This is a genomic window from Armatimonas rosea (assembly GCF_014202505.1).
Lineage (GTDB): Bacteria > Armatimonadota > Armatimonadia > Armatimonadales > Armatimonadaceae > Armatimonas > Armatimonas rosea.
The window spans coordinates 820,805-847,358 of the sequence record NZ_JACHGW010000001.1 but is presented as its reverse complement, the minus strand read 5'-3'; the positions used below and the strand labels follow the sequence as shown (position 1 = coordinate 847,358).

Genomic DNA, 26,554 nt, shown 5'->3' with positions numbered 1-26,554 from the left:
CTTCCGGGGGCTCCCAGCACCCCCGGAGGCAATTTTAGCGCGTTACCGTCACAGGCAACGTCCGTGTGTCAGAGTCACCACTGTCGTTTGTTACCCGGACCTTGAGGATGTAGCTACCCGCAGGAACAGGTGCCCCACTCTGGCTACGGCCGTTCCAGGAAAGCTTGGCCACTCCATTCGTAGAGGCGCGGCTTCCGGCGGCAAGCACAGAGATCGGCGAGCCCGAGACCGTAGTGAGCGTAGCATCGATCGCAACATTGTCCTGGGTCATGCCAAGGAGGTAGGCATAGCTACTACCAGCCGCACGGCTCCCACCACCCGTAGAAACCAAGCGGGTAATTGCCAGCGGTCGGGTCACATCAGCGACTGCCGTTAGGACGAAGCGGCTGACCGCTCCCTTCCGGACGTTGACCTTCAGTGCGGAGGTGTTTCGCAGGTTTGTCGTCTGTCCCGTCTGCTGATCGGTGATGGTTAACCGCATACGCTTCGGAACACTATTCAAACCAGAGAGCATCACATTGACAGGGCCGTCTTCGCTGCTCGTCAGCTCAAGGTTCCAAGTTGCCTTATTGCTAGGATTCTTAAGAACCTGGGCGTAGCGGCTATTGCCATTTGCAATCTCCATCCGAACATACTTCTGCTGCTCGAAGACAGGAGGCTTAGGCATATTTCCGCGATTATCCGCAGTATTGGGAGACATTCCAATGCGAGTCGCACGATCCATCGTCCCGTCGGCGCGCCGTGCAATGATGTCCAGCGTCCAATTAGAGGTAGAGGAATCCTTGACCACACGGGTAGCGGGCTCAGGAGTAGAGCTAACAGGATCCGGCAGAACCACCGCATCACGCTGTGTCGGCGTAGCGAACAGGACGCTAACCCGAGTGTTGACGTAGATCCAGTATCCCTGCCAGGGCTTCAGTGGAGCGGTCAGATCCTCGAAGAAGGCGTACCCACCTTGACTCGGGTCGAAGTAGAAGACTCCACCCTTGATGACGTTATTACGAACAGCTTCACCAAACGAGATCGAGCTCAGCGACGGATTGCCCTCAAGAGGAACAACACGCAGATAGTTTAGCGGGATATCGTAGACGTAAGGGTTCGCAATCATGTTCCAGCCCTTGTCCAGAATTCTCTGGAGCGGAACAGGAAGCGTGTTTCCGGTAGGTGCCTGAAGGGACTCAGGTGCTGCTCCCTTGATGTAGAGCAGGCGCTTTCCAGCGCTACCCTGGCTCGGACGATAGAAGTACGCAACACCAGGCTCGATCTTAGTTTCCTTGATGTAGCGCCCTGCTCCCGTATCCGAGAGGGGATCAGGCATCCAGCGGTAAAGGATAACCGGCTCATCAATCGGGCGGCTCAAGGAGTTAATGACGGTATCAGGATCGCCATTATTGGAAAGGCTCGCATCAAACTGGAACGGGAAGCCCACCATCTGGAACGTCCCCGACTGCAGCTCAACCAGAGGAGTTGCAGGGATCGTAATCGTGCGGCCAATCGATCGGGAGAGCGGGTTTGGCCGAGCCACACCCACAGCGACCTGATAGGTAACGGGTCCAAAGACCTCACCTGTAGGCTCAACCAACCAGGAAGCAACTCCGTCTTGATCACCGATCAGCTCACCAGCTTTACCAGCGGCACTTCCAATCGGAGTAACCAGCTTCGTGGTTACATCACGAAGTCCTGTAGTAGGATCAATCGCAAAGCGAAGTCCAGGGGGCAAGGTTAGGCTTGCAGAGACACCACTGAGCGGCACGTCTGCGTCAGGCAGGCGCTGCTTCTGGCTGTAAACGCTCGCGTAGATACGGAACTTGTTATCTACCCCCGTCACAATCACGTTGCCATTTGCATCGGTGCCTGTTGTGGGAGCACCAATAAACTTGGACGCGACATCAACGAGCGTAGCAGACGTATTGCCTGCAACACCCGCAAGGGTAGCGGCACCAGGGTAGTACGAAAGTGCAGTCGGGGACTCGGTTCCAACAACGAGATCATCCGCAATCAGGTCGTTAGTTCCACCCTCGCCCACATACGCTACAACCACACGGCGTCCACCTGCAGGGATCACGTAACCCTGAGGAGTATTCCCATAGTAGACCGCTGTTGCCAGACCAGTCTCAAAGGTGGGAACGCGTATGCCTTGTGCACGTGGCAGGTACTGACCAGCTGGCGTTGCTGTCCCAGGTGCCAACTCCACAGCATCGGCAATATAGACCGACAGTGGCAGGGTAACATCACTTAAGCCACGGAAGGTCTGGCGATTGTCAAACCCGGGATCAGTCGAGGTATCTGCCCGGCGCGCATAGATATCAAGCGCATCAGGGATTGGCGGAACGACGGCACCCGGAGTAGAAGGATCATTTCCCAGCACCACCGGACGGGGGCTTATCCCGCGATCGGAGTTGACAAAGTAGAAGTTATTTGCAGCGCGCTGGTTTGTCGTCCAGCGAAGTCCGACCGTGTGAGCCTGAGTATCGGTGTTCACAATGGTCCATTCAAACCGCGCTGTGCTTCGCAAGAGGCGAATCCGCTGCTCAAGGTAGAGACTGCCGTTTGCACCCAAGTTGTAGCTACCAATTAGAAGTGGGCGATCTGCAGCACTTCCAGGAAGACCATCGGTCAGTCGGAAGGTTGGGGACAATCGAACCTGATTTGTATCAAAGCCGACATTGACCTGAGTCGCACCATCGACTAGTGCACGGAGATAGGCGGGGTAGTCTTGATACGTTCCCTCTGTCCCACCAACCGTACTAGTCTGACCTGCACCCCATCCAAACGGGAACTGTGCGTCATCGAACACGCCTAGCGCGGAAGTAGCGGGATCCTTCGTTACACCACCAAGCAACGCCTGATCGTTGTCCTGAGTCAAACGAAGGTTACCTGCAATAGTCCCTAAAGAGATTCGACCAGCGACATCACCTGTGACATGGGGAGGAATCGGAGGAACCCATGCCCCTGTCCACCCAACCGTCACCAAAATATACTCATTGTAGATATAGGCATACCAAGGTGTCGTACTAGATGGTCCCCAAGGAAAGCTTGAGCCCAGAGTGAGACCTGGCAGAGGAACAGAGATAACCCCTCCTTGAGTATCTGCCAGCGCAGACCGGGTCGTGCCAGACAGAGCCATCATCAGGCCCAGAGCGACAGCAGGTAACCGAAAGGCTCCTGGTACGTGCTTCTTTAATTCTTGTTTCCGAAGAGCGAAAATCGCCATCGAACAACCTCTCTTTTGCTTCTTCAGCGTCTCTAGGGTGCGGAGAGCTATCTCCGCACCCTTGATCGGATTTACTTTAGGATCTGAACCATTCGCTGCATATTCTGCTGCTGACCATCGGCTGTCTTGGCGCTAACCTTAACAACATAGGGACCTGCAGGAACAACGGCACCATCTTTTCCGCGACCATCCCAGTAGAGGGAGACCTCAGTACCAGGCTGTACGCGACCAGAGCTCGCTAGTGTGCGAATCTCTCGGCCAGACGTTGTCACAATACTTACCTGAGTATCTGCCTCAAGGTTAGTATTAAAGCGAACCGTCAGCCCTGCAGCAGCACGGGTCGTCGAGCCGGTTTTTAGGTTCCGGATCGCGAGAACACCGCTAGTCTGCGGCAGCATCTTGATCACAAAACGATGTACCGTGCCTGCATCACCAGACTGGTAGACATAGCTCGATCGGCTTGCCATGGGGATCACAGCGCCTGTTTGCACATCCGTTAGCACTAGGCGAGCGTTACGTGGTGCGGTACGGATACCGTCCCAGGATAGTACCACCTTTGCATTGGGGCGCACAGACTGGACCGTTGCGACCCACTCTTCTTGAGTAACTGCGTTGCCATTTAGAGGACGCATGTCATAGGCAAGTGCTCGGCTTTTACCGTTAGCTCCCTTGCTGAGGAGAGTCACATAGACATCCGATGCACCCGCAGGTGGCTTCGGAAGATCTGCCAAATCCTCACCATCGGCAGCTCCGGGGCGCTGACCAATATAGTTTTGGCCATCAACACCATTGCCAACACTTGCAATTAAGCGTGCCTGCCATCCACCTTGCTGCCCTGCATTGCTAAGCGTACTACGTGTCGCAATGCTTGCTGTGGGCACGGGAGGAACGTTAAACTGACAGTCTCGATAGACACGCACCCAGTAAGCATTGAACGGCTCAAGCTGACCGCCAGGTGCAACGGAGTAGACATAATCGCCATTTGCAAAGCCAATCAGTGCAGGAGAAACAATCCCTGCTTTGACAGCTTCCGCAATGGAGTAGCTTACACCATCAGCCCGAACAGTGACCACACTCCAGTCCACCGGGTAAGTGAACGGGGCTCCAATCATGTTCCAGCCACCACCCGAGGCATAGGCCTTGATGCCAACAGAGTTCTCTGCGACGGGGCTTACACCAGTAATCTGACCCGGGTAAGGCAACAGTGTTGTATTCACCGTCCCTGCACGATCTAGGTCCAACCAATATCCCAGCCCAATAGGAGCAATGGAGACAGAAGGAGCTGTCGTATCGTACACAACGACCGTGGAGTCTAGCTGATCGGCAGAGGCGAACCGGGCTGCGTTCTTCAGGTTGAAGGGATCAGCAGAGCGAAAGCGCGCATAGTCATCATCACTAGGCATTCGAATCGGGTTGTAACGGGACAGACCAAACACAGTTGCTTGTCCAAGCACCGCAGCCTCTGGAGTCAAGTTAGAGCCTGCAGGGCGCGTTGCAATTCCTGCCTTGAAGGGCATCGCAAACATCGTGCGACCAGCACTAAGTTGCTTCTCGACAATGGTGATGAACTGCACTTGCTCCAGTGTCTGTACAATCCCCGCCGTATTTCGTAGGTTCAATCGTGCAACGATACGATACTGGCCAGGTGAGAGATTAATCGGGGAGTAGGTTCCATCTGTGTTTCGAGCAGGTACTCGGATCCCAGTTGACTGAGAAGGACGCGTTCCCACGGCAGGCAAGGGTGGGATTTCAATCTTTCCAGCCTGACCAAGAACACCGCGACCACCAACAAACGATCTGACGATACTAGGGGTTCGCCCTACAGTCTGTACCTCGACACTCAGATCGCTCTCCAGCGACCAAAAGCCCGTTGTACCTGCAGGAGGACCACTCTGGTAGATTCGATCAGCACGGTTTATCGTCAGGGAGATTCCAGTCGAACCAAAATACGAGATACCACGGTCTCCCCCGCCCTCCAGGGTAATACCTGGGGTATAGGGATAGAGCGCAGAGTAAACGTCTAAGACACCAGGACCATACCGCTTTGGGTTTACCCCATCCGCTGCTTGCGAAGCACCATCAGAAAGCGCTTGGTAAACAGTATCAGCAGGAACTCCAGCCGCAATCAAAAGTGCGGATGCTCCTGCAACATGTGGACATGCCATCGATGTCCCGTTAGAGGGAGCGTAGCTTGGATTGGAGAAGTCAAAGGATCCGGCCACCGGAGCAGTCGACCAGATAGCACCCGGCCCTGCAACGCTAAAATCATCTCCGCCCGGAGCTCCGATTTTCTGAGGATTACCGCCATAGTTGGAATATGATGACAATACCTTCGTCGGACCAATCGCCGTGACTTTTATAACCCCGTCAATATCAGCCGGCCAAGCTTTTGTTTGAGGGTTATCGTTATCGTTAGAATCGTTACCAGCTGCAACTACAACAACGATCCCTGCTTTCAAAGCATTATTAACTGCATCAATTTCGATCTGAGCAGCAGATGCTCCGGCATAGCCTAAACTCATGTTGATAACACGAGCGCCTTGCGTAACAGAGTAATTGATGGCACTGGCAACAGTCGCAGATGAAGCGCCAAGTCCGCCCCCAGGAAAAACTTTAGCGTTGATCAACTTGATATTGACGCCTTGGCGATTCCATCCGGCGATTCCAGTCACGCCAGTCCCGTTACTTGTCGTTGCAGCTATCGTACCGGCCACATGAGTACCGTGGCCATCAACATCCAAACCAGGATTAGTTGCCCCTGAGAAATCTTGTTGCGCAACAACCTTTGAAACACCTAGAGAATCTTTAAATTCGGGATGGTTTGCGTCTATACCAGAGTCAATAACCGCGACTAGAGTTGGTTGGCCATCACCGAACTGGATGTTCCAAGCCTCTGGCATTCGGATCATCTCCATATGCCACTTCTGGCTTGAGTACAGTGGGTCATTTGGAAGAAGACGAGCACCAGGAGGCTGTTGTGCCCGGCTCAGAGCAGACTTCCCCCCCTTTAGATCACGCTTAGTATCCTGCATGTACTGCATCCAGTTGGGATCAGCACTCACACCAGGCACTTGTCGAAGCGCAGTAACAGCAGTGAGCAAATCGGCTTTAGGCGCTTCTTCTGAGAGCTGGAGATTTCGCCCCCGAACCCCAAAGACCCAGTAATGGTCACAGTATGCTACAGGCCCAATTACATCACAATTGACTTGTGCGGCGAGCGTAGCAGGGTTCATGTTATCAGGAACCTTAACTACAATCTCCCCGGGTTTAGCCTTCGGCGTCTGTGCAAGGGCTGCGGGAACCGCAACACCTAGCAACGTCGCAGCTGCCAAACTGAAAATGGCTCGAAGTTTAATTTGCCTCATCGTTGTTCTCAGGAGTCACGCACAAGTCGGGCTAAACCGCTAGCCGAAACCCCACTACCAAATCTCGATCGGTCTGTAATGAGGGGTGCGGCAGAACCGCACCCCTTTCCCTCTTTTGCGACTACGGTGCCGCAGGCGGAACACTAATCTTAGCAAAGGACGTCAGTTCCTGTGAGTAGATGTAGTTGTCCCCATTCGCTGTATCCCGTCCCATGGGTCCAGGCGTATCTAGTGAGCTTCGTGCACCAACACGATAGTAGACACGACTTCCGGCCTTGAGCGAAGCAAAGTCTGTGCTCAGGTCGTAGGACTCCGTCCGAGTCACAGCTCCCAACGTAAAGTTCGCAAAGAACGGTCCCTTTTGCACCTTTGTCTTGAAGTCAGGTGTTGAAGAGAACTCCGCCACGTACTCGTTCGCACCAGGGACCGTCTGATACGTAACCGTCACGCGCTGCATGTTCTGGTCAGAAACCGGTCCGGTCACCGCAGGACGAGACAAGGGAGTCACGGGCCCACTGCGTGCTTCCAGTGCAGACTCACGGAAGAGGGTGGTCGAGTTGTTGTTGTTCCCACCAGCAGTCGTACCACCGGCGGTCGTACCACCACCACCACCGATACCACCACCGATGCCGCCGCCGATACCACCACCGATACCGCCGCCGATACCACCACCGATACCACCACCGGAGGTAGTTGACTGCTGAGAAAGATCAGGAGCCTGGACAGCACGGTAAAGCACACTAATCTCGTAGCGGTGCGTTACACCAACAGACATTGGGACAACTGTCGAGCTCAAAGTCTTCAGTGATGTACCAAAGCCAATCTGATTACTAGTGTTTCCACCAGCGGTCGTACCACCAGCAGTCGTACCACCAGCGGTCGTGCCGCCAGCAGTTGTGCCACCAGCGGTCGTGCCAGCGGTCGTACCACCAGCAGTCGTGCCACCAGCGGTCGTCTGAGTTAGCGTAAAGGTCACATCGCTACCGTAGTCAACGACGTTATAGTTTTGGGTGCCCTGGCGAATCGGATCGTCAACAAAACGAGTTTGTGTCCGGCTAACAGCAGCGATTAGGATACCGTCGCGCCAGATATGATACTCAATAATGTTCCCACCAGGAATGTCTTGAGCAGCCTGCCAACGAAGCTCGACACGAGCAGCCGAAGGATCAAGCGATGCAGAGACGGAGCCATCCGCATAAGCACGAGCAACGACTCCAACAACACCAGCGCCTTGGTTGCTACTGCGCGTACTAAACAAGAATCCTGCGAGAAGAACGGCTCCCACAACACCAATCACAGTACTGAGCGCACTCTTCTGGTTCTTCTGCCGTGGGCGATACGTTCCGATATCAGGAATCACGTTGGACTTAATCTGCCCATCCGAAGATACCGTCACCCCTGGAATTTTCACGATTGCGCGTGCATGATCCTCAGGACGAATCCCCTTACTCGCTTCCGTAACACTAGCAACGGAGGTCGTTGACTGGACCGAAGTAACGCGAATCTTACCAACCTGCTCGCGACCACGGGTTACAATCATCTCCAGACCAGAGGAGATACCATCACGGCTTCCACGGTTTAGGAAGATACTGTCATTGGTCGTGTTTAGAACAGTCGCTTCAGGCAAACTGAACGAGCTCATCGTCCGAACTGCAAGGAATGCAGCGTTCGAAATCGCTTGCCCAATCTGGGTCTGGCGATCTGGCTCAATGCCTGCAGGAGGCGCAGGAGAGATACCTGTCTCCACAGCTCCATTGATAAACTCACCCGAGACAACATCCGTCAAGCGAACACTGAGGGTCACTTTAACACGGTTGTCAACACTGGTTGTGTTAACGATGTCGCCCGTAAGGACATAGTCCACACCCAGGGACCGCCCTAGCCGCTGAATACCGATATTATTAAACGGCGCACTCAACCCTTGCTTCTGAATCTCTTGATTAAGAACCGTGCGCGGCGTAATTTCGTAGCGACCGGTATTCGTCATCTCCAGAGCTACGGCATCCGTCGCAGTCCGGCCATCAATCTGAGTTGCCCCAACACCTGACAAAACTCCAAAGTCAATCGCTGCCACTGAAGGGATTCGAGTGGTCTGCGCTTTCGCTGCCTTTGGCATCGCCAGAATGAGCAGAGGCAACAGAAGCGCTGTTACCAGCGACCAGCTGATGCGCCGCCCTAAGCTCCCAAGCACCAAGTTTCTCAACGCGTTTTTCCTCCGTCCATTGTCGTAGCCAGCCTCTCTTTCAACGAGCAAACTGGTCGCTCGATCATGGTTCGCATTGTACCCCGCACGTATTGTTACTATTCTTCGACAGAGATTGCCTGGATTCCTTCTCTTGTCAAGAGATGAATCCAGGCAATCTCTCTTGATCTAGCGGACGCTTCCAAACGGCACTTCGCGCCGAACAGTCGCCCCCGTTATATCCTTCGCTGTGATGACTAGGCGGTAAGCCCCAGCAGGGAGATTAGCCCCTTGGGCATCACGCCCGTCCCAAACGATGCTTGTCTCACCCACACCCGATGCTCGGGTCTGGATGCGGCGCATCGTGCGACCGCTAAAGGCCTGGACTTCAAACTCTACATCTGCGTCTTGTGTAGACGAGAAGCTCAGGCGATAGCTTGTTCCAAGCTGACCACGGCTGTTTGCCGCAACCCGCAAGTTGTTGATTGCCAATAGGCGAGTCCTCGCAGGAGCAACCTCAATCTGGAAGCGGTGAGGCTGGTTGGCAATCGCTTGGTAGCTAAAGGCAGCCGCAGCTCGCATCGCATACCGCTTGTTGGTCTCTTTATCGATCAGGACAGGGATGACGTCCTTCGGCAGTTGACCAGCATTTGGCGCAAAGAGAGTTGCCTTGCCCGTCACTGTTGACTCAACAGTGAAGTTCCATGTCTTAGTACCTGGTGTTGCAGCCTGGATTAGGTCTGCAAAGCCAGCCGCACGACCGGTTTCATTGGTCCCATCAATAGAGAGATAGACACCAGGAACATCCCGTACCCGTGAGGGCTTTTCCGTATCCTGATTATCGTAACTATCCTTGGCGCTAGGAGATACTCCAATGGCGTTGTCAGTGTCCATATAGGTACCTAGCTTCACGCCTAGCTGCATCTTCCAGTCCGTCACACTGCGGCTCACGATCGAGCGTGTGGTAACCGCATCACGCTGAGCACGAGTTACAGGCGTCTTAGCAGTGCTCACCGCTCTCGACGACGGGTAGGTAAGGATTAGCTTAATGGGCTGATTCGTCAGGTTGCGGAACCAGTATCCAAACCACGGCTTGAGGACATTTGCCTGGTAGTACTGGGATCCGTTGTTAGACCCAGAGTAGCCAAATAGGACTCCGCGAACCTTGCCTTGGCGTACAGCCTCCGTCATGCTAAGCACTGCCGCACCTTCTTCCTGAATCTGTCCCTGAGCAAACAGGTCGAGATCGGGAGCAGGTGTGTTGGGGCTGGTCGGATTCACGAAGGGGTGTCCGATCAGGTTCCAACCGGGTGCGAGCGTAATGGTAAAGGTTGTACCAGGAAGAGCAGTCCCAACTTGGGTCACGGATACAGGCGAGTTGAACCTCACGAAGTACCCCTTACCAACCTGGATCTGTAGGTCTGGGTTGACGTTGTACTCCGTCCCCGTCCAGTCCGCGACATTGAAGAGATTGTAGACAGCTTGATCCTTTGCAGTATTGGCTGTCCCGTCACCGTCGTTGTCGCCAGTGGCGGAGATCCCGAAGATACCGCGTGTTGTGATCGCAGACGGACCGCTGTAGCTGTAGAGGCCGGGTGTGGAGATCAGCTGAACCCCATCACTGTAGACCTTTGCAGGTTGCATGCGGAAGTTATACGACTGACGCTCCGTCGCCGACGTTACGGTAAGGCGCGGCAGAGGTGTCGGATCGGTTGTCAAACCGACCTTGTCGCCAATAACTTCGTAGAGCCCTGGTGAGAGAGTGGTCTTAAAGTTATAGGTGTACCCCGTCGCATCACTTGTCAGAGTCGGTGTGGTGACCACTGTCTTGGCCGGCGTCGAGCTCACGATCCCATTCTGCACGATGTAGAACCGAATCGTCACACCTGCTTCTAACGCATCGCCTGTTACCTTACGAACCGTTCCGGAGACGGAACCGTCAGGCAACGGAGTCAAGCGGAATACAGGGAGAACGAGGTCACCCGTTCCACCCACCACCACCTTCGTAAAGGAGACGGTGTTGTATCCAAGCGCTGACGCAGTGATCGTGTAGGTAGATGCAGGCAGCTTGTCCAACGAACCCGCGACGGTCAGCAAGGTGTAGTTCCCCGCAGCATCCGTCTTGGCCGATGCAATCGTCGCCCCTGTCGTTTCATCGACAGCAGTCACAAAGGCATTTGCCAGAGGACTATTGGTGGTCGAGTCGAGGACAGTTCCTGTCACCTTCTGAGATTGACCACCAAGAAGGAAGTCCATCTGCGAGGTTTGGTCCTCAACGACGATCAAGCGCCACCGCTCCGGTTGTCCAGTAATGGGTCGGTTCTGAATCAGGGTACCGGATCCAAGCACCACACCCGACTGGGGCTGCTTACCGACCAAAAGATCTGTGAGTTCTGCACGGTACGCAGGGTTGACAACCGTCTTGAGGGTGCCATCCGTGTTGTACTGTGGGCGGCCCGCGGAATCCAAGTCAGGTTTCGTGGGGCTATTGACCAGGATCTCGTAGCCATCATCCCAGATCAGAAGGTCACGGATCAGGTATGCCCCTGGCCGACGACCGTCTGTTCCATCGGAAGAGATGGCACTCGCGATATTCATGGTCCCGTCCGCATTTACGCGGCGAGCCTGCACTTCAACACCACCAATACCCGTCTTACCGTCCAGTGCGAAGACACCTCCCTCAGTGAGAGGAGCAGAGGGCTTTCGAATATTGGAGAGCTGGCCAGGGTTAGCGCGCTTCAGCTGGAGCGATACCTTCGTATCGTTTGCAGCTTGGACTAGATAACCCGTTCCATGCTGGGTGTAGAACCCTTGTCGGTACCCAGAGAGGTTGTAGCGACCAATCGGCAGCCCTTGGATGATAAAGTTACCACTTGCATCCGTAAGAGCAGTTCCAACCGCAACATTACTTCCCTGAGTGGCACGAACCAGAGCGTCAGCAACCGGCGAGCCGTTGTCGTCGATAATGCGTCCCGAGATCGTGCCCGTACGGTTCGACAGAAGGAAGTTCGTCATGATCTCAGCACGGCGAGCACGGTTGAAGAGAACCGTATTGCTTCCTACTGTCTGTGGATACCAGTCGTTTCCGAGGCTCTCGAAACCAAAGGAAGCATAGTAGACACGACCACCGTTTGCGGTTGTACTGGAGATAAGGGCACCAGCACCGTTGTTGAAGTTGTACTCAAGCGTCGCTCCTGTGAGGGGGCTGATCGAGTCAATGTAGGCAGTGGTAGAGTCACTTGTCCGACCACCATCTCCCGGGCCAGTACCTGTATTGAAACGGGCACTGAGCGGTGCAGAGCGTGGTGCGCTGTAGACCCAGTTGTTTCCGTCGAAGGTACCGTAGAGGTGCTGGTCTGCTGGCCAAGCGTCATTGTTGAGCGTTGTAGTCCCAACCGCAACGATTGACTCCGCCCCGCTCCCACCACTATCCGAGACATACTGAGCCTTCAGTGTTCCACTGTAGAAAGCGTTGCTCTGGCCATTACCTGCGAGAGCAAAACCGATGTCCATACCGGAGACGAACAGAGCTCCACCATTATTAACGTAGTTGGTAAGGCGCTCTTGGGTCTTCAGGTCAGCGAGGCTACCTGCTCCCATAAAGACGTTACCAATAAAGGGAGATGCCCAGACGATGAGACGCTTCTTAACGCGAACCGTCCGCTCACTCTTCTCACCCGCCACGACGTCTGCCGGCGAAGGCGCGGCGTAGGGCAGATAAGCATCCATGAGCTCCTGTGGAACGGGCCCACGGCAGAGCGTACGCCAGATGGTGTAGCGCCCCGTGTTCGGCAGAGCGTACGTCTCACCATTGGTCTCGATGACCGGCGAGAAGTCGATCTGGCTATCCGTGTAGGAACCCACTCCAAGTGGATGGATCACACCAGGGTTGATCGCAACCCCATTGAGATAACGTCCACCGAAGCGCCCTGTCAGCTGCAACGGCCCAGCCTGAGACCAGGAGCGAAGAGTCGTTGAGCCAGGCGCAGGAGGTGCAACAGGATTGACCTCTTGCGGGTAGCGGGTCATGACAGGGTCCGTGTAGTAGGACTCTGCCCCGAACGAGACGGGTTGCGCGTTGTCGGGGTTTCCTGCGATCTCACCCGGACGGGCAATGAAGAACTTCTGCCCCAGAGTATTGTCAGAGACAAAGAGCGTATCAACATCGGGTGAGTTGGGAATAGCAGCCGTGGAGAATCCCCAGACATTGTCGTAGATGATCCAGTTGCGTGAGCCACCACCGTAGGGGTTAGTAGCATTGTCATACGCAATGACATCTATGATCCAGTCCGAAGCCTCCGCAGGCATGCGCCACTTCGCTCCGTAAAGCACACCACCACGACCGTCGGCGGGCTTTATGGGGTCACCATTAATGTCGACAAGCGGCTGGAGACGTAACCAAGCGTTCGGACGACCACCGTTACCATCTAGAGGAGGATTAGCAGCACCCGTAAAGGCAAACCTGTCGTTTGTTGCCGGAGTGTAGATAGGCCCACCCGAGTTGCGGTGATTGAAGTAGGTCACTCCATCGAGGCCAACCACTTGTGCCTCGTACTCGACGCCGACACGGTTGGAGCCATCCGCAGACATCCAGGGTAGTACCTGAGGCGGGCTGCCCTCCCACAGAACGTAGTGGGTACCCGTGTACTCTTTGTGCTCAACCCCAAGGCCACCTTGGGCAAGAGACTGGTACTTTGAGTTCGGGTTCTTGAACTGAAGCCAGACGGACTGAACACCCGACTCGCGGTCATCCATACGAACCGTGAAGAAGGCTTCTTGTCCGGGATAGAGCGGGCTGTCACTTGCACGACTGCGCGATGAAACGTCCGCATCGAAGGGCTGCGGCCGAGTATCGCCAGGCCGAACGGGGTTGATGTGAACGATCTCGCCCGAGCTCGTGCTGGTGTCGAAGCGAATCAGCGTAGGTGCACTCACATCCAGAACGGTTGCAAGGCAGATGTCGCTGTAGTTTGACGGGGTCGGGGAGGCCGGTGTCCGGAACCCTTCACCGAAGTTACCCGACTGAAGGCTTCCAACACGGTTGGACTGAAACGCGACCCGAGTGGCATTGATGAACGGAGACCATGTGGGGTACTGATCATCAAAGATGTAGCCGGGATCAGCCGTGTCGATCTGCTTGGCAGCTTGCGCCCCTGTGTTGGGACCCGACTCAACTAGCAGGTTGCCTGTTGTGGTTGCCGTCGCCGTCGCCTGCACCGCATAGATATCGTGGGTGTTACCACCTGCGGTGTATGCAGTCGGGGCCCCAGGAATATTGGGCTGACGGGTCGAGGCAAAAGCAATGTAGTACGCTGCGCCCGTCGTGTTAGTGTAGAGGTTACTTCGGGACGCAGAGAAGGAGGGCTGAACATCGTCGGAGTCCGGCGCACCCGCATACCGGTTGGTGAACTGAGTCACGGTCCCGTTGGCAACGCTCATCACGAAGATATTGCGCTTACCGCTACCATTGACCCCGGTCGCAACCGCGATGTTCTCGCCACCGACGTTTACATCCGTGGCAGGAACTCCACCACCAACATAAATATTACCGGCGACGGTAGGCTGAGCGGTAGAGTCGAAGGCAACGTACCGGCCATCAGGCGAGATACTTGGGTTTCGCTCATCGGCAGCCCCACCCGTTACCTGCGTAAAGCGGCGGGAGACGATGTTCACCGTGTAGAGGTGGTAGTTCGTATCACCCTGCAGTAGCCCCGAGAACAAGAGATCGGTTGTCCCAATCCAGCAAGCCCGTCCAACAGTGACGAACTTCTTGCCGCGGAAAGTCTGGGGATCGCCCGTCAAGTTGAGGAGGTTACTGTTCCCCCCCGGACCAATGTCAATAGTGTTTCCTGGCGAGGGCGTCACCGCGACGTACAGCTGCCATGTCTTGAGGGGATCTGTGAGAACACGGTTGTCCACAGACTTGACAAATGCCAGGCGGCCACCCGACTTATCCGGAGTGGGCCACCAGTGATCTGCCAGCGACTCTTTAGTGAGGGCGACACTGACTCCCGCTCCGTTTTGTTGTGGGTTATTGACCACGCTCGAAGCGATTCGATGGAGCTGGTAGTGGCTCGAGGCATCGGTCCCCGAGTTTTTAGCAAAGTAGATCGTCAGTTCATCGTCGGTCCAGTAAGGCATGCGCTCATCGGTTGTCTCCGAGAAAGTCGCATCCACCACTTTTTCCTGGACATTCGATCCGTTGGGACCACCGATCTGTACACGTGTGGGATTCTTAGTCCCGCCGTTGGTTTGAGCGCCCGTCGCATTCAACTCGCGAGCAGTCACGCTCGGCGAGAGAAAACGGTTATCGCCAACGCCCGAAAACGCGCGTAACGGAACCGTGTATTTACCCAGGCTCGGCGTTTGCCGTTCCCTGCGCTGCGCGTTCGCCACAGCTGTTATCCCGACCAGCGCGGTCATAAAAACAGCAAGTGCGGCATATCGCCGTGATGTAGGCACGAACTTCAAAGTGGGGTCAACCTCCTCGATTAGCCCGTTCCGCAGCCCGTATCGGACCACGACAGACAGCATCCGGGCAAGCACAGACGACAGCATGACCATTGCCGCGTCCCGCCAGTAAAGAGCGTGAGCTTACCCAGACTCCCGCTCCCGCAATGTCGCTTGTGGCCTGCACACCCGGTACCTAGTTGGACCCCTGGATAGCCAGAGATTGTTTCAGTTGTGCAGACACTGCAGAGAGACACGCGCGGATTATAACATAGCGCTGGGAAGCAAGGCAAGCCCTAAAAAACCTACCCACCATCCCATGCCTCTCTAGCACACTACCGATTCGACATCTTCCTCATGTTCTCCTCCTCCTGCCACTCTTCCCAGGTTTTTCTTTTTTGTTCCCGGTAGTCGTTCCAGACGGAGGCGGCTGCCTCGGGATAGCGAGAGACAGCCTCAATAGGACAGGGCAGCCAGCTCGTCTGACCAAAGAGTCGACAGATGGTCGGACGGGCCGGATAGACCGAGCACTGCTGGCGCTCCCTATCACGGAAGCGACAGTACGTGACCGTCACGTCCACCCCAAGCTCCTCGGAACCGGGCCAGGGGATTGTCTTCTCCTGCGCGGCGATACGAGCAAGCTCCTCGGCAGGCTGTGTGGCAAGAAAGGCGGACACGTCCTCCCACTCCTGCTGAGTAACCCCAAAACCCGCGATGCAGCGGGTCCCACAGTGATCACAGCCATCACAGACCTCTAGCTCCATCTCTGTCTCTAGGGCCTGGCGGCGTCTTAGGAATCGCTCCCAGCTCGCCTGGGAGTCGTGTGTCTCCTCCGCCATCTTGAGCAGCTCTGTCACCGCTGGGGTATCCTCCTGTTCAGACCGAGTCTAGAGCTCGCTTGTGAAGAAGTCATGAATAGCCCGCATTGTAACACGTCTATCTGGCGCCTCCCGACTGGCCTGCAAGAGATACCTCTCGACGACTGGGAGCAAGAAGCGCGCCAGCTCGGTATCCCCGAGGCCACCCTGGAGCGCTCCCGCGAGCGTGACCAGCGCTCGCGCCTGGTTCTATGCGACTCCGCCCTCTTGGTAACCCTACGGCTCTGGAGCGGCCTGACCGGAACCGATGCCGACGATCTGGAGGACGTCACCCGGGAGTGGGATCTTTTTATTGGAGCCGACATCGTGCTTCTCCACACCGATCCTCCCCTCCCTGTCTTGCCGCCAAGCGTCCAAACCCCCAGCCAGCTCCTCTTTACGCTCCTCGACGAGTGTATCGATCTCTGCTACCCGGCAATGGACCGCCTCGATGAGCAGATCGATGCCTTGGAGCTCGCGGCCTACGATCCTTTGGGCATGGTCGATATTGGCCCCGCGCTCCGTCTCAAAAAACAGCTTCTTCTCTTGCGCCAGACAGTCGCACCGCTCCGTGATCTGGTGAACCAGCTCCTTCGTCTCCAGCACCGTGTCTTGGATTCTCAGCTGACGCCGCAGCTTCAGGATATCTTCGACCGCTGCCTGCGCCTGACTGAGCAGATCGACCTCCACCGCGATATTCTCTCGGGGGTCTTGGAGGCGATCATGGCCCAGACCAGCAACCGGCTCAACCAGCAGATGAAGCGGCTCACGGCGATTGCGGCGCTGGCGCTCCCGATCACCGCGATCACGGGATTTTTCGGGATGAATATCGGCCACTTCGAGCAGGCACCGTCGTGGAGCCTGTGGGCCGCGATGGGAGTGATGGGGCTGGCCAGCGGTACGGCGCTGGTCTACTTCCGCCGCCGGGGCTACTGGTAGCCTAGTGGCCGCGCTCGATATAGGCGTAGATACGGCGGTAGAGAGTATTGACCAGGTGCGCGATCGCGGCCTCGGTATCTCCCGCCCAGTCCATCCGGACATAGTCACGGAAGGGATGCTCTGTCTCTCCAACCCGGTAGGTGGCGAGCTCCTTGGGTAGCTTGAAAGCCGCCCCTGTCGCCTCGTTGACAGCACTGACCTGTGCCTCAAACCAGTGTGAGCGGGCCAGAGCCCCCTCATCGTAGGAAACCGAGACGATCCAATCGTCGGTTCCACTTACCGTTGTATAGCGTCGCTTCAGCCTTGCCATCGCCGCCGATTGTAGCATGCTCACCCCCCTTTGTGCAACTAAGCTTGACGCGTGGGGGTGAGACCCTTATAATGAGCCCAATGCAAAACCTCGTACGAATGGCGGTCCTGGCTACCGTGCTACTGATAGGAGCGAGCGCACCTGTCCGGGCACAGCTCAACCCAACCGCTAACTCGGTGGCGGAGACAATTCCCCTACGCATCAAGCTCGGGGTTCTGCGCCCCAGTGGTAGTGACACCCGAGCACTCTCTGGTTCACAGGTGCCAGGGGGGATGGTTGACCTGAGCAGCTCGCGCTCAGAGACAGACCGCACCCTCACCGTAGGCTACTTTACGGGGAGCACTGCGGGAAAATCGTTCCGGGTTGCCCCGCTACTGGTAACAAAAACCAGCAGCGCTAGTAGCTCCGGGACATCAGGCATGACGGGCTTCTTCACCTCGGAGGGGTTCGGTGCCTACTTCGTGGACGCGGCGGGCTCTGGTTTCAAAGCACGCTTCGGGGGGTACATAGGGGCTGGTCTGCGGCTCACGGGTGGGCTTTTCGTCGAGGCCCAGTATCACTATGTCAGCGGCAGCGTCAATGGCGCGTCGCCCAATGGGATCGCCCTGTTTATCGGTCGGCGAAACTAAGTTAAAAATAAAATTACGAACCAATCTGGTTTAGGAGGCTTGTATTGAAGAACCTTCTCCGTGTGGCGACGATCTGTGGTCTGTCGCTCTTGACCTTCGGTGGGAGCGCACAGGCGCAAACACGTAGCAAGTACGAAGTAAATGCATCGGCGATCAAGCTGGGTTTCTACAGCCCAGGTAGTGGCCAGGCACGCTCAGGGGGTGGGACCCATATCCTGAGCATTGAAGGTGACACGGTGGTACAGCATGTACCCGAGCGCAACGAGACCAGCGTCCTGAGCGTTGGCTACATCGAGCGCGATAACCTTCGCATCATCCCTATCACGCTGAGCCAGCTCACCCACGATGCCAAGCGTACCTCCAGCTACGACTACTACTACGGCTACGGCCTTGGTATCTACTCCGCGCGTCTGAACCTGGGCGGCACCGAGACCACCAGTGGTGCAACCAAGACTCTGATCGGTGCACACTTCGTCCTCGGGCTGAACCTGACCGAGACGACCTTCCTAGAGACACGCTACCTGTACCCTGCCAAGTACGACGATAAGTTCATTGGTGGACTTCAGGTGATGTACGGCATCCGCCTGTAGGCTCTCGCCTTCACGGTCGGCACCCCGCTTGGGCTCACTCAGGCGGGGTGTCTGTTTTTTGGTCCGCCACAACGGGCAGCAGCAGAGTCGCCGCCGCCAGCACCCCCGAGTCGTTGAGGGCCAAGGCGAGGAGCGCGACCAAGAGCTCGTTTTTCTTTTTTTTGCGCCAAGCCAGCCCCCCTGTGCTGATCAGCAGGAGCATCCAGGGGCTTCGCACCAGCAAGTAGCCGCTCATCGCCAGCTTGCGCACCGCCAGCTCCGCGAGCCCTCCGCCGCCTTTTGTCACGGCCTGTCCCAGGTGGGAGCGCACCTGTGGCGCGCGGCTCGCCTCCCAGCGCACCACCCCTCCCACCAAGAGCAGCGCCAGAACCGCCACCCCGAGCCGGGTCTTCCGCGTGGGAGCAGCGAGCACAACCGCGGCCAGCGCAGCAAGAAAGCATCCATTGTTGGCCCCGAGGGTCGGCAGGCCAATCGCCAGCGCCACCGCAAGAAGCGCCGGGAGCTCAAAGCCCGCGGCCAGCGCACAGCCCATCAGCAGCCCCGCGCCCTCGTTGCCGATCCCGTAGAAGCGCGCCGCCTCCGCCAGTGAGTAGGAGAAGCTGTTGTACTCAAGAAGCGGCACGCCCAGGGTCGCGCCCGCCCAGAGCACCAGAGCGATCACAAAGGCAATTTTCTTAACTGTCAGCTTCCAGACCGCCAGCGCAACCGTCGCGAGAAAGAGCACGATCAGCTCAAGTCCAATAAACGGATAGAGCGGTGCTCCTAGCAAGGGGGTAAGGAGCATTGCCAGCGGCATAGCCAGAACAAGCCGCCCCAAGCGCTCCCACTTTTTCCACGCCGCCAGCAGTAGCAACGGTGTCAGGAGCCAGGGAACCACCACCAGCCCGCTCGCGCCTTGCTGCTTCCAGAGCTCTCTTTGCCGCTCTAAGTTCAGAGACTTCCCCGGGAGTAGAACCGCGGGACGGCCCGCACCAAATGGCTCTCCTAGCGCGGTGGCAGCAATATCTGTGGCGGCGATCAGGCCCGGGCGAAAGCGCACCGATGGCGAGGTGAGTAGGCCCTCGGGCACGTCCTTGCCCAGTAGCACTACTTCACGAAACTTCCACCCATCTCCAATGACTGCCCCATGATCTCCTTCGGTCATCAACCCAACCACGAGAAGCCGCTCCCCCGCAGGCAGGGCAGCGATCCGATCTTTGAGCTGCGGGCCGGGGGGGCTGGTGTAGAGGCGCTCCAAGGGGATTCGGGGAGCGTCGGGGGGAAGCGGGCTACGGCTCCCGGTTGCCAGCACCTCAAGCAGCCCCCATTTCTCTCCCACGCGGCCTGCTTTACTTGGGTAGAGCGCTCTTGCCCCTTTTCGTAGACCTTCGGAGTAAAACCTCCCCTGCCAGTCTTTGATGTACAGATTTCCAACATAGACAACCGATGTCTTTGCCGGTGGGAGTGGGGTTACTTTCGGGGGCAAGGAGCGGGTGTAGCCGAAAACGAGGGTTGCGACGAGCATCAGCCAGCCGAGGATTTTCTTCATCGGAGGAGCCTCGCGTAGACTTTTCGCGTCTCGGTGCGCATTGCAGCCTCGGTGAAGCGCTCGGTGACCCGCTGGCGGGCGTAGGTGCCCATTGCCGCAGCGCGCGCGGGGTCGTCGAGCAGGAGCTGGATGCCGACTCGAAGCGCCGCGGGATCGTCTGCGGGGACCGTCAAACCCACTGAGGCATCGGGGAGGAGCTCGGGGATTCCTCCCACGGCAGAGGCGACAATGGGCTTACCCGCCGCCATCGCCTCTAGCACGGCCAGACCGAGCCCTTCGGAGCGCGACGGCTGACAGTAGATATCGGCAGCTGCTAGCAAGAGAGGGATATCGTCACGTATTCCCAGGAGCGTTGCCCCGGTGAGCGCCGCCCGCTCGGGGCCATCGCCGGCGATATAGGCACCGGGCCAGGCTTCACAGAGGACATCCAAGCCTTTTTCTTTGGAGAGCCGCGCGACGCTCAGAATAATTTTTTGCTCCTGCGGCCAGCCCAAGCGGGCACGGGCGTCGGCCTTTGTCGGCAAGCCGGAGAACTTCTCGGTAGCGATGCCGTTGTAGATCACGTGACAGGGAACGGGCGCGGTCTTGGCCACCGCCTCCGAGACCGCGATCACGGCTTGGGCTTGCTTTAGGAGTGCCAGCGCGGGGGTCTTAGGGGCGAGGTTGTGTAGGGTCACCACCAGCGGGAGCCGGGAGACTCTTGCGGCGAGCACATAGAGCGGCAGGCGCTTGAGGCCATGGCCATGGAGCACCTGCGCCCCCACCGAGCGCGCCCAGCGTCCCGCCGCCCAGCCCCCCATGAGCTGCGCCTTGAGGCCATCGCTCTCGGGGAGGGGGAAGTGGCCGGAGAGTGCAGCGAGCTCACGCGGGGGTGCGGCGAGAAGCGCCTCGGTCTCGGGGTCGTGCAGGAGGGAGCGCACCTGCTGGAGCATTCCTCCTTGGGCAGGCCGCAGGAGATGCGCGACTCGGATCAATCCTCAACCTCGGCGGCATCGAGATCCTCGGCGACAATCCCCTGGTAGAGCTGGCGCATCACGGGCCGGATCGCGTCCCAGCCAAAGCCGCGCCGCTGTAGAAACGCCGAGAGCTTCGCCTGGGCCTCACGGCTTCGGTCTTTGGGCGGGTCGCCCACCCGCTTGACCGCCACACTCAAACAAGCCGTGCGCTCGTCGTCGTCGGTGCGGCTCTCCAGCGCCTCGGCGGAGTCGAGCCCCTTTCGGTTGAGCTCCTGGCGCAGGAGGTACTTGCCCCGGGTCTTGCCGCGCGATGCCACCCAGCGCTCGGCGAGGGCGGCATCATCGAGGTAGCCCCAGCCGCGGAGCCGCTCCAGGGCCGCAAGAATCGTCTCCTCGTCGGCCCCTTTTTTGGTCAGCCGGTCGCCCAGCTCTTTCTCACTGCGCGGCTGCTGGCCCAGGAGCCAGACACAGTAGTTGGCGGCCTCAGATTCGGTCATACCGCTATTTTACGGCGCTCTGGAGCTTACTGCCGCGCGAGCCAGTCGTCGCGGAGTGCCTCGCCCAGCCAGGCATCGTGCCAGCGCCCTAAGTGCCAGCGCTCGTGGCGCGCGACCCCGACCGTCTGGTAGCCTGCCTTCTCCAGCGCCCGGCGGCTGGCGGTGTTCTCGGTGTAGACCAGGGTCTTGAGCTTCTCCAGCCCGAGGGTTCCAAAGGCATAGTCCGTGCGCAGGGCGACAATCTCGCTGGCGTAGCCCTTCCCCCACTCCTCTTTAGCCCCGATAAGATTGCCCGTCACCGCGCTCCGGTTCTGCCAGTCGAGCTGATGGAGGCCGGTGGTGCCGATCACCTTCTCATTCTCCTTGAGCTGTGCGGCCCAGACAACCTCCGTGCTACTGCGCCCCACTTTCTCCAGCCACTCTTTCTCAAAGTCCAGGGTCGGGGGATAGGCGAGGCTCAGGTAGCGCGTGACCTCCGTATCGGCGAACCAGGCGCAGAAGAGCGGGGCGAGCTCGGGGGTCAGGGGGACAAGCCGCACACGCTCGCCCTCTAGGATAGGACCAAACATAGACATTCCTCTTTCGTTCAGACAGGGTTAACGGCTCTATCGCCAGGCAGAAAGAGAGTGCTAAAGATGGTGGAGCATGACAATCAGCTCCCCCGAGCCCACCTGCACGGTGATCGTGCTCTCCACAACCTGGTTCAGTGTGCCATCGCGGTGGCCCGGAGCGAGCCAGTCATCGGTGAGGGGCCAGCGCAGGCCGGTTGTGGTGACTCCCTCCACGCGTCCAAAGGCCAGCAGGGAGAGAGTCCGGCCCACCAGTTCGGGGCCAGTGCAGTGCCATTGCCCCTGAATCGCCTCGTAGCGCGCGGTCTCGTCGATTAACTGGACCCGTGTGTGTTTTCCGTGCTTAAGGAGTGTCGAGAAGACCGAGTAGCTATGGTCCAGCCGCCCCCCGGTCGCGCCAAAGACCGTGAGTTCCGTCGCCCCATGCTCCGCGATCACGTAGGCCAGTGCCTTATCGAGGTCGGTGTAGTCCTGGTCGGGGGTAGGGACAAGCTGCACCCCTGCGGCGCGAAGCGCCTGACACTCTTGCTCGGAGAGGGAGTCCCCATCGCCCGTGACAAGATGCGGGAGGAGGCTGTAGCGAGACAGAGTCCGCGCACCGCCGTCCACCCCGACCAGCAAGTCCGCCGACTGTGCCACCTCTAAAAGGAGCGCTGCAGCCGAATCGGAGAAGGGCGCGTTGGCACAGAGAAGAGCGTGCATGCTGTGTAGTTTACCGTCTCTTGGCCCACGTAAGGTGGTACAATCGCCAGAGACAATGGACGAAGCCGAGCGCCAAGCCCTCCGGGCCAAATACGAAAAACCTGCGCTCGCCCTGCCGGAGCTTCCCTGGCTTCGCTCCCCCCAAGTCGGCCTCTGGGTAGCGTGCGTGGCGATCTTCCTGGGCTATGTGATCTCCCTGAAGATCCCGCTCCAGCGCTGCGACGATTTCTTCAAGATCATTGGGGGCTGGTCGATTGCACAGGGCAAGGGCTACTGTGATATCTCCCGCCCCGATGCTCCCCTTCTCACCAAGTACCCCCCCTTTGCGTCGGTGCTGATGGCCCCCTTCATGGGACTTGTCGGAGATTTTCTGCGGCCCTTGCGCTTGCTCTCCATGTTCTCCTACCTGGCGAGCCTCCCTCTGCTCTACCGCCTCCTGCTCCCCCGCACCGGGCACCGCCTGGCGCTCCTGCTCCTGCTGGTCTCTGGGCTAAACCCTATCGTGCTCCGCATCCTGAACCTCGAGGGCAACGGGGGGATCATGACCCTACTGATTCTGGGGAGTATCTCTGTACTAGAGCGAAAGCCCACCCACTGGCCTTGGTGGAAGCAGGCCGTGATCCTTAGCCTGCTCCTCACCGGCTTTTTCTACTGTCACAGGATGGGAATAGTGCTCAGCCTTGGGGTGGTGCTCTACCTTGCTCTTGTCGTGCGGCAGTGGCGAACAGCCGCTCTGGTCGGAGTCCTCACGTTTGCCTGCTGCTTTCCCTGGCTCTGGCGCAGCCACCAGGCCACGGGCAACTGGATCAGCCGGGAGTACGAGGCGGAGATCGATGGCCGCATCGAGGGAGACAGCTCGCTCGGGGGGCACCTCTTGGCCGAGCTACGGAACCTGCCGGGGCTGATGGGCTACCATCTTTTTCCCTGGTCGCGTGCCAGCGGGGGGGCTCCCTGGCCCTTTCTGCAGCAGCTCGGCCTCACCTGGGTGGCTACCCTCTCGGAGTGGCTGGTCTCCACTCTGCTGGTGGTGGGCTGGGTGCGGTGCCTGCGTGAGAAGAAGCACCACTTTGTCGATCTCTATCTTGCGCTCCACACGGCGATGCTGCTGGTGTTTTTCATCAATATCGCCTACTACCTCCAGTACCTCCCTTGGCTCTACTTCTATGTGGCAGTAGGGGCGAGGACCGTGCTCCGCGGGCTCTGGCAGCGCGCTGCCTGGCCGGGCTACCTGGCGATCCTGCTGATCCTGCTCGCCAAAGACGCCAAGGCGTTCTGGCTCATGCCCGGAAGCCTGACGGACTACGACCAACGCTGGCGCTGGGTTGCCAAGCTCGTCCCCGAGCGAGAGGCGGTCTACTACCTGGGGCTGGAGAACTACGCGTTTTCGCAGCTACGCTACTTCGACACAGGGCGACGGATGGCAGTGGGCGTGACCGAGGCGGAGCTGACAGCGCTCCTGAGCGATCCCAAGCAGGCGGCTCGCTGGGTCTGTCTTCCCAAGACCGCGCCGCAGAACACGGCCCTTCAAGCGGCGGGCTGGCAGCCCGTGGTCGCGGAGCCCGACTCGGTCGTCCCCAGCGCTCAGCAGCTGGCAGGCCTCGAGCTCAGTGCCGCCCAGAAGACCTTTATCGCCAGTATCGCCCCCCCGCAGGTGCTCTGGCACCGTCCGTGAGAGAGAGTCCCATGCAGAACTTGAATGCCATTGTCTCCCAGGCGCGCGGTGCGCTGGAGGCGACCTACCAGTCCCGTGAGCGTGCCCTCGCCCATGGCCGCGCACTCACCCGCACCTGCGCCAACGCCATCCGCGCGATGCACCGGGGCGAGCTCTCTGAGGCGCGTCTGGCCGTGGCGGGCGCACAGGCCGAGGCGGTCGAGGTCGCGGCGGCGCTGGCCGACTACCCGGAGCTGCTCTACGCGGGCTATGTCCAGGATGCACACAAAGAACTGGCCGAGGCGGCGTGCCTGCTGGCGCTGATCGAGGGAGTGGACCTTCCCACGCCCGAGTCGCTGGGGATCGAGGCCGCCGCCTACCTCAACGGTCTTGCGGAGGCAGCCTCGGAGGGGCGCCGCCATGCGCTCGATGCGCTCCGCAAGGGGGAGCACACCCGCGCAGAGACGATGCTCACGGCCATGGACGAGATCCTCTCGGCGCTTGCGACCGTGGACTTCCCCGATGCGGTCACCAGTGGCCTGCGGCGCACCTGCGATGCCCTACGTGCCGTGGTCGAGCGCACCCGCGGTGATGTGACCATGGCGATGGTGCAGGACCGCCTGATGCGCTCACTCGACTCCCGCTAGCACACTCTCCACCACCGCGATCCCGGCCCAGAGGACGTCTTCGGGGGTATTCAGCGGGGGGATGAGCCGGATCACCGCGCAGTCGGCGTGGGGATCGCCGAGCTTGGCGCCACAGGTAAGTACCAGTAAGTCACGCTCGCGGCAGGCATCTTTCACCCGCTCCAGCCGGGCGTAGTCCGGGGCGCCATCGGGGGTGCGGAGCTCGATTCCCAGCATGAAGCCATTGCCACGGACATCGACAACCCCGTGCGTGCCGACCCGCTTGCCCAGCCGCGCCTTGACCTCCGCACCGAGGCGTGCCGCCCGCGCGACCAGCCCCTCACGCTCCATCAGGCGCACCGCCGCCAGCCCCGCGGCACACGAGACGGGGTTGCCTCCAAAAGTGGTGCCGTGCTCGCCGGGTGTCCAGCGTGCCAGCAGCTCCGCACGTGCCGCGATCCCCGCCAGCGGCATCCCACCGCCCACGGCCTTTCCAAAGACAACAATATCCGGGACCACTCCGAGGTGCTCGAAGGCAAACCAGCGGCCCGTGCGGCCCATTCCCGCCTGAATCTCATCGGCGATCAGCAGGGCACCGTACTGGTCGCAGAGCTCCCGCAGGCGCCTCCCAGACTCGGGCGTGCGCGGGACATAGCCGCCCTCGCCCTGCTGCGCCTCGAAGAACACCGCCGCGATATCGTCGCCATGGGTAGTAAAGAGCGCCTCCAGCCCGACACTACAGCAGCTCGGGGAGTCCATCGTGCAGCCGGCGCAGCGCGGCGCGGGGGCGTGGAGAATATGCTGTCGGAGCGGCGTTAGGAACGGCTCCAGGCTCTGCCAGTGCAGGCTCTTGGAGCGCGACAGCGCCGAGCAGAGCATGGTTCGCCCATGGAACGCCCCCACAAATGCCACGAGCTTCTTGCGTCCCGTGACCTTCAGCGCCAGCTTCGCCGCGGCATCGTTGCTCTCAGAGCCGGAGTTCATGAAGACAAAGGCGGCGTTCTCCACCCCGGCATCAGCGAGCTTGCCGCGCAGAAAGTCCGCAAGCTCCAGCTGCGGCGCGTGGCGCATGGTGTCCGATGTATGGAGCACCTGCGCGGCCTGCTCCTGGATCGCCGCCACAATTGCCGGGTGGCAGTGGCCGCAGGCATGCACCGCGATCCCCCCCGTGAAGTCGATAAACTCTCGCCCGCTCAGCGTCGTGACATTGCTTCCTTCCGTCTGACCGGCGACTTCGTCGGTCTCAAACCCCAGAACCTCCGCCAGCAACCCTGCCTGGTTGAGCTCTAGGATGTGTGTCTTATCCATTGATTTTTCCTTTCCGTCCCCCCCGGTTAGAGCGGGGGGGCTGGAGAGCGCCGCGCTGCGAAGGCCGTTCCGGCCATACCCAATTATTATGCCCGGCACGATTATTATGCCCGGCACGGGCTTTCCAGCCGAAGGCTCTCCAGTCCGGCCGTTCTCATCGGCCGGAGCCCAAAACGCTGAT

The 26,554-nt window shown here is 58.8% G+C and carries 17 protein-coding genes; 5 read left to right on the top strand and 12 right to left on the bottom strand.

The window, feature by feature from the left end:
• Window positions 1-34: 34 nt before the first annotated feature.
• The 5 genes from HNQ39_RS03755 to HNQ39_RS03735 all read right to left on the bottom strand — a co-directional run bounded on the left by HNQ39_RS03755 (window position 35) and on the right by HNQ39_RS03735 (window position 16,068).
• Window positions 35-2,866 (bottom strand): hypothetical protein, encoded by a 2,832-nt coding sequence (locus HNQ39_RS03755; RefSeq protein ID WP_184192617.1) that lies wholly within the window; start codon window positions 2,864-2,866, stop codon window positions 35-37.
• A gap of 419 nt (window positions 2,867-3,285) precedes the next feature.
• The gene (locus HNQ39_RS03750; protein WP_184192616.1) at window positions 3,286-6,579 is read right to left on the bottom strand and encodes a S8 family serine peptidase; all 3,294 of its coding nucleotides are present in this window, start codon (window positions 6,577-6,579) and stop codon (window positions 3,286-3,288) included.
• Between the two features lie 121 nt (window positions 6,580-6,700).
• The gene (locus tag HNQ39_RS03745; RefSeq protein ID WP_184192615.1) at window positions 6,701-8,653 is read right to left on the bottom strand and encodes a hypothetical protein; all 1,953 of its coding nucleotides are present in this window, start codon (window positions 8,651-8,653) and stop codon (window positions 6,701-6,703) included.
• A 297-nt stretch (window positions 8,654-8,950) separates the two neighbouring features.
• On the bottom strand, window positions 8,951-15,325 hold the full coding sequence (locus tag HNQ39_RS03740; protein ID WP_184192614.1) for a carboxypeptidase regulatory-like domain-containing protein: 6,375 nt from the start codon (window positions 15,323-15,325) through the stop codon (window positions 8,951-8,953).
• A gap of 221 nt (window positions 15,326-15,546) precedes the next feature.
• Window positions 15,547-16,068 carry a YkgJ family cysteine cluster protein gene (locus HNQ39_RS03735; protein ID WP_184192613.1) on the bottom strand — a complete coding sequence of 174 codons (522 nt, stop codon included), beginning with the start codon at window positions 16,066-16,068 and terminating at the stop codon, window positions 15,547-15,549.
• A 54-nt stretch (window positions 16,069-16,122) separates the two neighbouring features.
• Between HNQ39_RS03735 and HNQ39_RS03730 the strand changes: the two genes are divergently transcribed.
• Entirely contained in the window at window positions 16,123-17,007 is an 885-nt protein-coding gene (locus HNQ39_RS03730) for a magnesium transporter CorA family protein (RefSeq protein ID WP_184192612.1), read from the top strand.
• A 1-nt stretch (window position 17,008) separates the two neighbouring features.
• Here the strand turns inward: HNQ39_RS03730 and HNQ39_RS03725 are convergent, their stop codons facing one another.
• Complete coding sequence (locus HNQ39_RS03725; RefSeq protein ID WP_184192611.1) at window positions 17,009-17,317, bottom strand: hypothetical protein; 309 nt, start codon at window positions 17,315-17,317, stop codon at window positions 17,009-17,011.
• Window positions 17,318-17,397: 80 nt separating this feature from the next.
• Between HNQ39_RS03725 and HNQ39_RS03720 the strand changes: the two genes are divergently transcribed.
• Both HNQ39_RS03720 and HNQ39_RS03715 read left to right on the top strand, forming a co-directional pair.
• A complete protein-coding gene (locus HNQ39_RS03720) occupies window positions 17,398-17,946 on the top strand; it encodes a hypothetical protein (RefSeq protein ID WP_184192610.1) in 549 nt (182 codons plus the stop codon).
• Window positions 17,947-17,990: 44 nt separating this feature from the next.
• On the top strand, window positions 17,991-18,536 hold the full coding sequence (locus HNQ39_RS03715; protein WP_184192609.1) for a hypothetical protein: 546 nt from the start codon (window positions 17,991-17,993) through the stop codon (window positions 18,534-18,536).
• A 34-nt stretch (window positions 18,537-18,570) separates the two neighbouring features.
• Here HNQ39_RS03715 and HNQ39_RS03710 read toward each other — a convergent pair whose 3' ends face one another.
• Genes HNQ39_RS03710 through HNQ39_RS03690 form a run of 5 tightly spaced genes read right to left on the bottom strand, consistent with a single transcriptional unit; the run spans window position 18,571 to window position 22,788 of the window.
• A complete protein-coding gene (locus HNQ39_RS03710; protein ID WP_184192608.1) occupies window positions 18,571-20,064 on the bottom strand; it encodes a hypothetical protein in 1,494 nt (497 codons plus the stop codon).
• Complete coding sequence (locus HNQ39_RS03705; protein ID WP_184192607.1) at window positions 20,061-21,038, bottom strand: glycosyltransferase family 4 protein; 978 nt, start codon at window positions 21,036-21,038, stop codon at window positions 20,061-20,063. The genes HNQ39_RS03710 and HNQ39_RS03705 overlap by 4 nt, the downstream gene beginning before the upstream one ends.
• Window positions 21,035-21,517, bottom strand: coding sequence for a regulatory protein RecX (locus HNQ39_RS03700; protein WP_184192606.1), 483 nt, complete (start codon window positions 21,515-21,517; stop codon window positions 21,035-21,037). The genes HNQ39_RS03705 and HNQ39_RS03700 overlap by 4 nt, the downstream gene beginning before the upstream one ends.
• A gap of 26 nt (window positions 21,518-21,543) precedes the next feature.
• Window positions 21,544-22,086 (bottom strand): GNAT family N-acetyltransferase, encoded by a 543-nt coding sequence (locus HNQ39_RS03695; RefSeq protein WP_184192605.1) that lies wholly within the window; start codon window positions 22,084-22,086, stop codon window positions 21,544-21,546.
• A 60-nt stretch (window positions 22,087-22,146) separates the two neighbouring features.
• The gene (locus HNQ39_RS03690; protein WP_184192604.1) at window positions 22,147-22,788 is read right to left on the bottom strand and encodes a thiamine diphosphokinase; all 642 of its coding nucleotides are present in this window, start codon (window positions 22,786-22,788) and stop codon (window positions 22,147-22,149) included.
• A gap of 55 nt (window positions 22,789-22,843) precedes the next feature.
• Here HNQ39_RS03690 and HNQ39_RS03685 point away from each other — a divergent pair, with 55 nt between their 5' ends.
• Together HNQ39_RS03685 and HNQ39_RS03680 are read left to right on the top strand one after the other, a co-directional pair.
• Window positions 22,844-24,460 carry a hypothetical protein gene (locus HNQ39_RS03685; RefSeq protein ID WP_184192603.1) on the top strand — a complete coding sequence of 539 codons (1,617 nt, stop codon included), beginning with the start codon at window positions 22,844-22,846 and terminating at the stop codon, window positions 24,458-24,460.
• Window positions 24,461-24,471: 11 nt separating this feature from the next.
• Window positions 24,472-25,086, top strand: a complete 615-nt coding sequence (locus HNQ39_RS03680) for a translin family protein (RefSeq protein ID WP_184192602.1) — start codon at window positions 24,472-24,474, stop codon at window positions 25,084-25,086.
• Here HNQ39_RS03680 and HNQ39_RS03675 read toward each other — a convergent pair.
• A complete protein-coding gene (locus HNQ39_RS03675) occupies window positions 25,069-26,373 on the bottom strand; it encodes an aspartate aminotransferase family protein (protein ID WP_184192601.1) in 1,305 nt (434 codons plus the stop codon). The genes HNQ39_RS03680 and HNQ39_RS03675 overlap by 18 nt on opposite strands.
• Window positions 26,374-26,554: the final 181 nt, after the last annotated feature.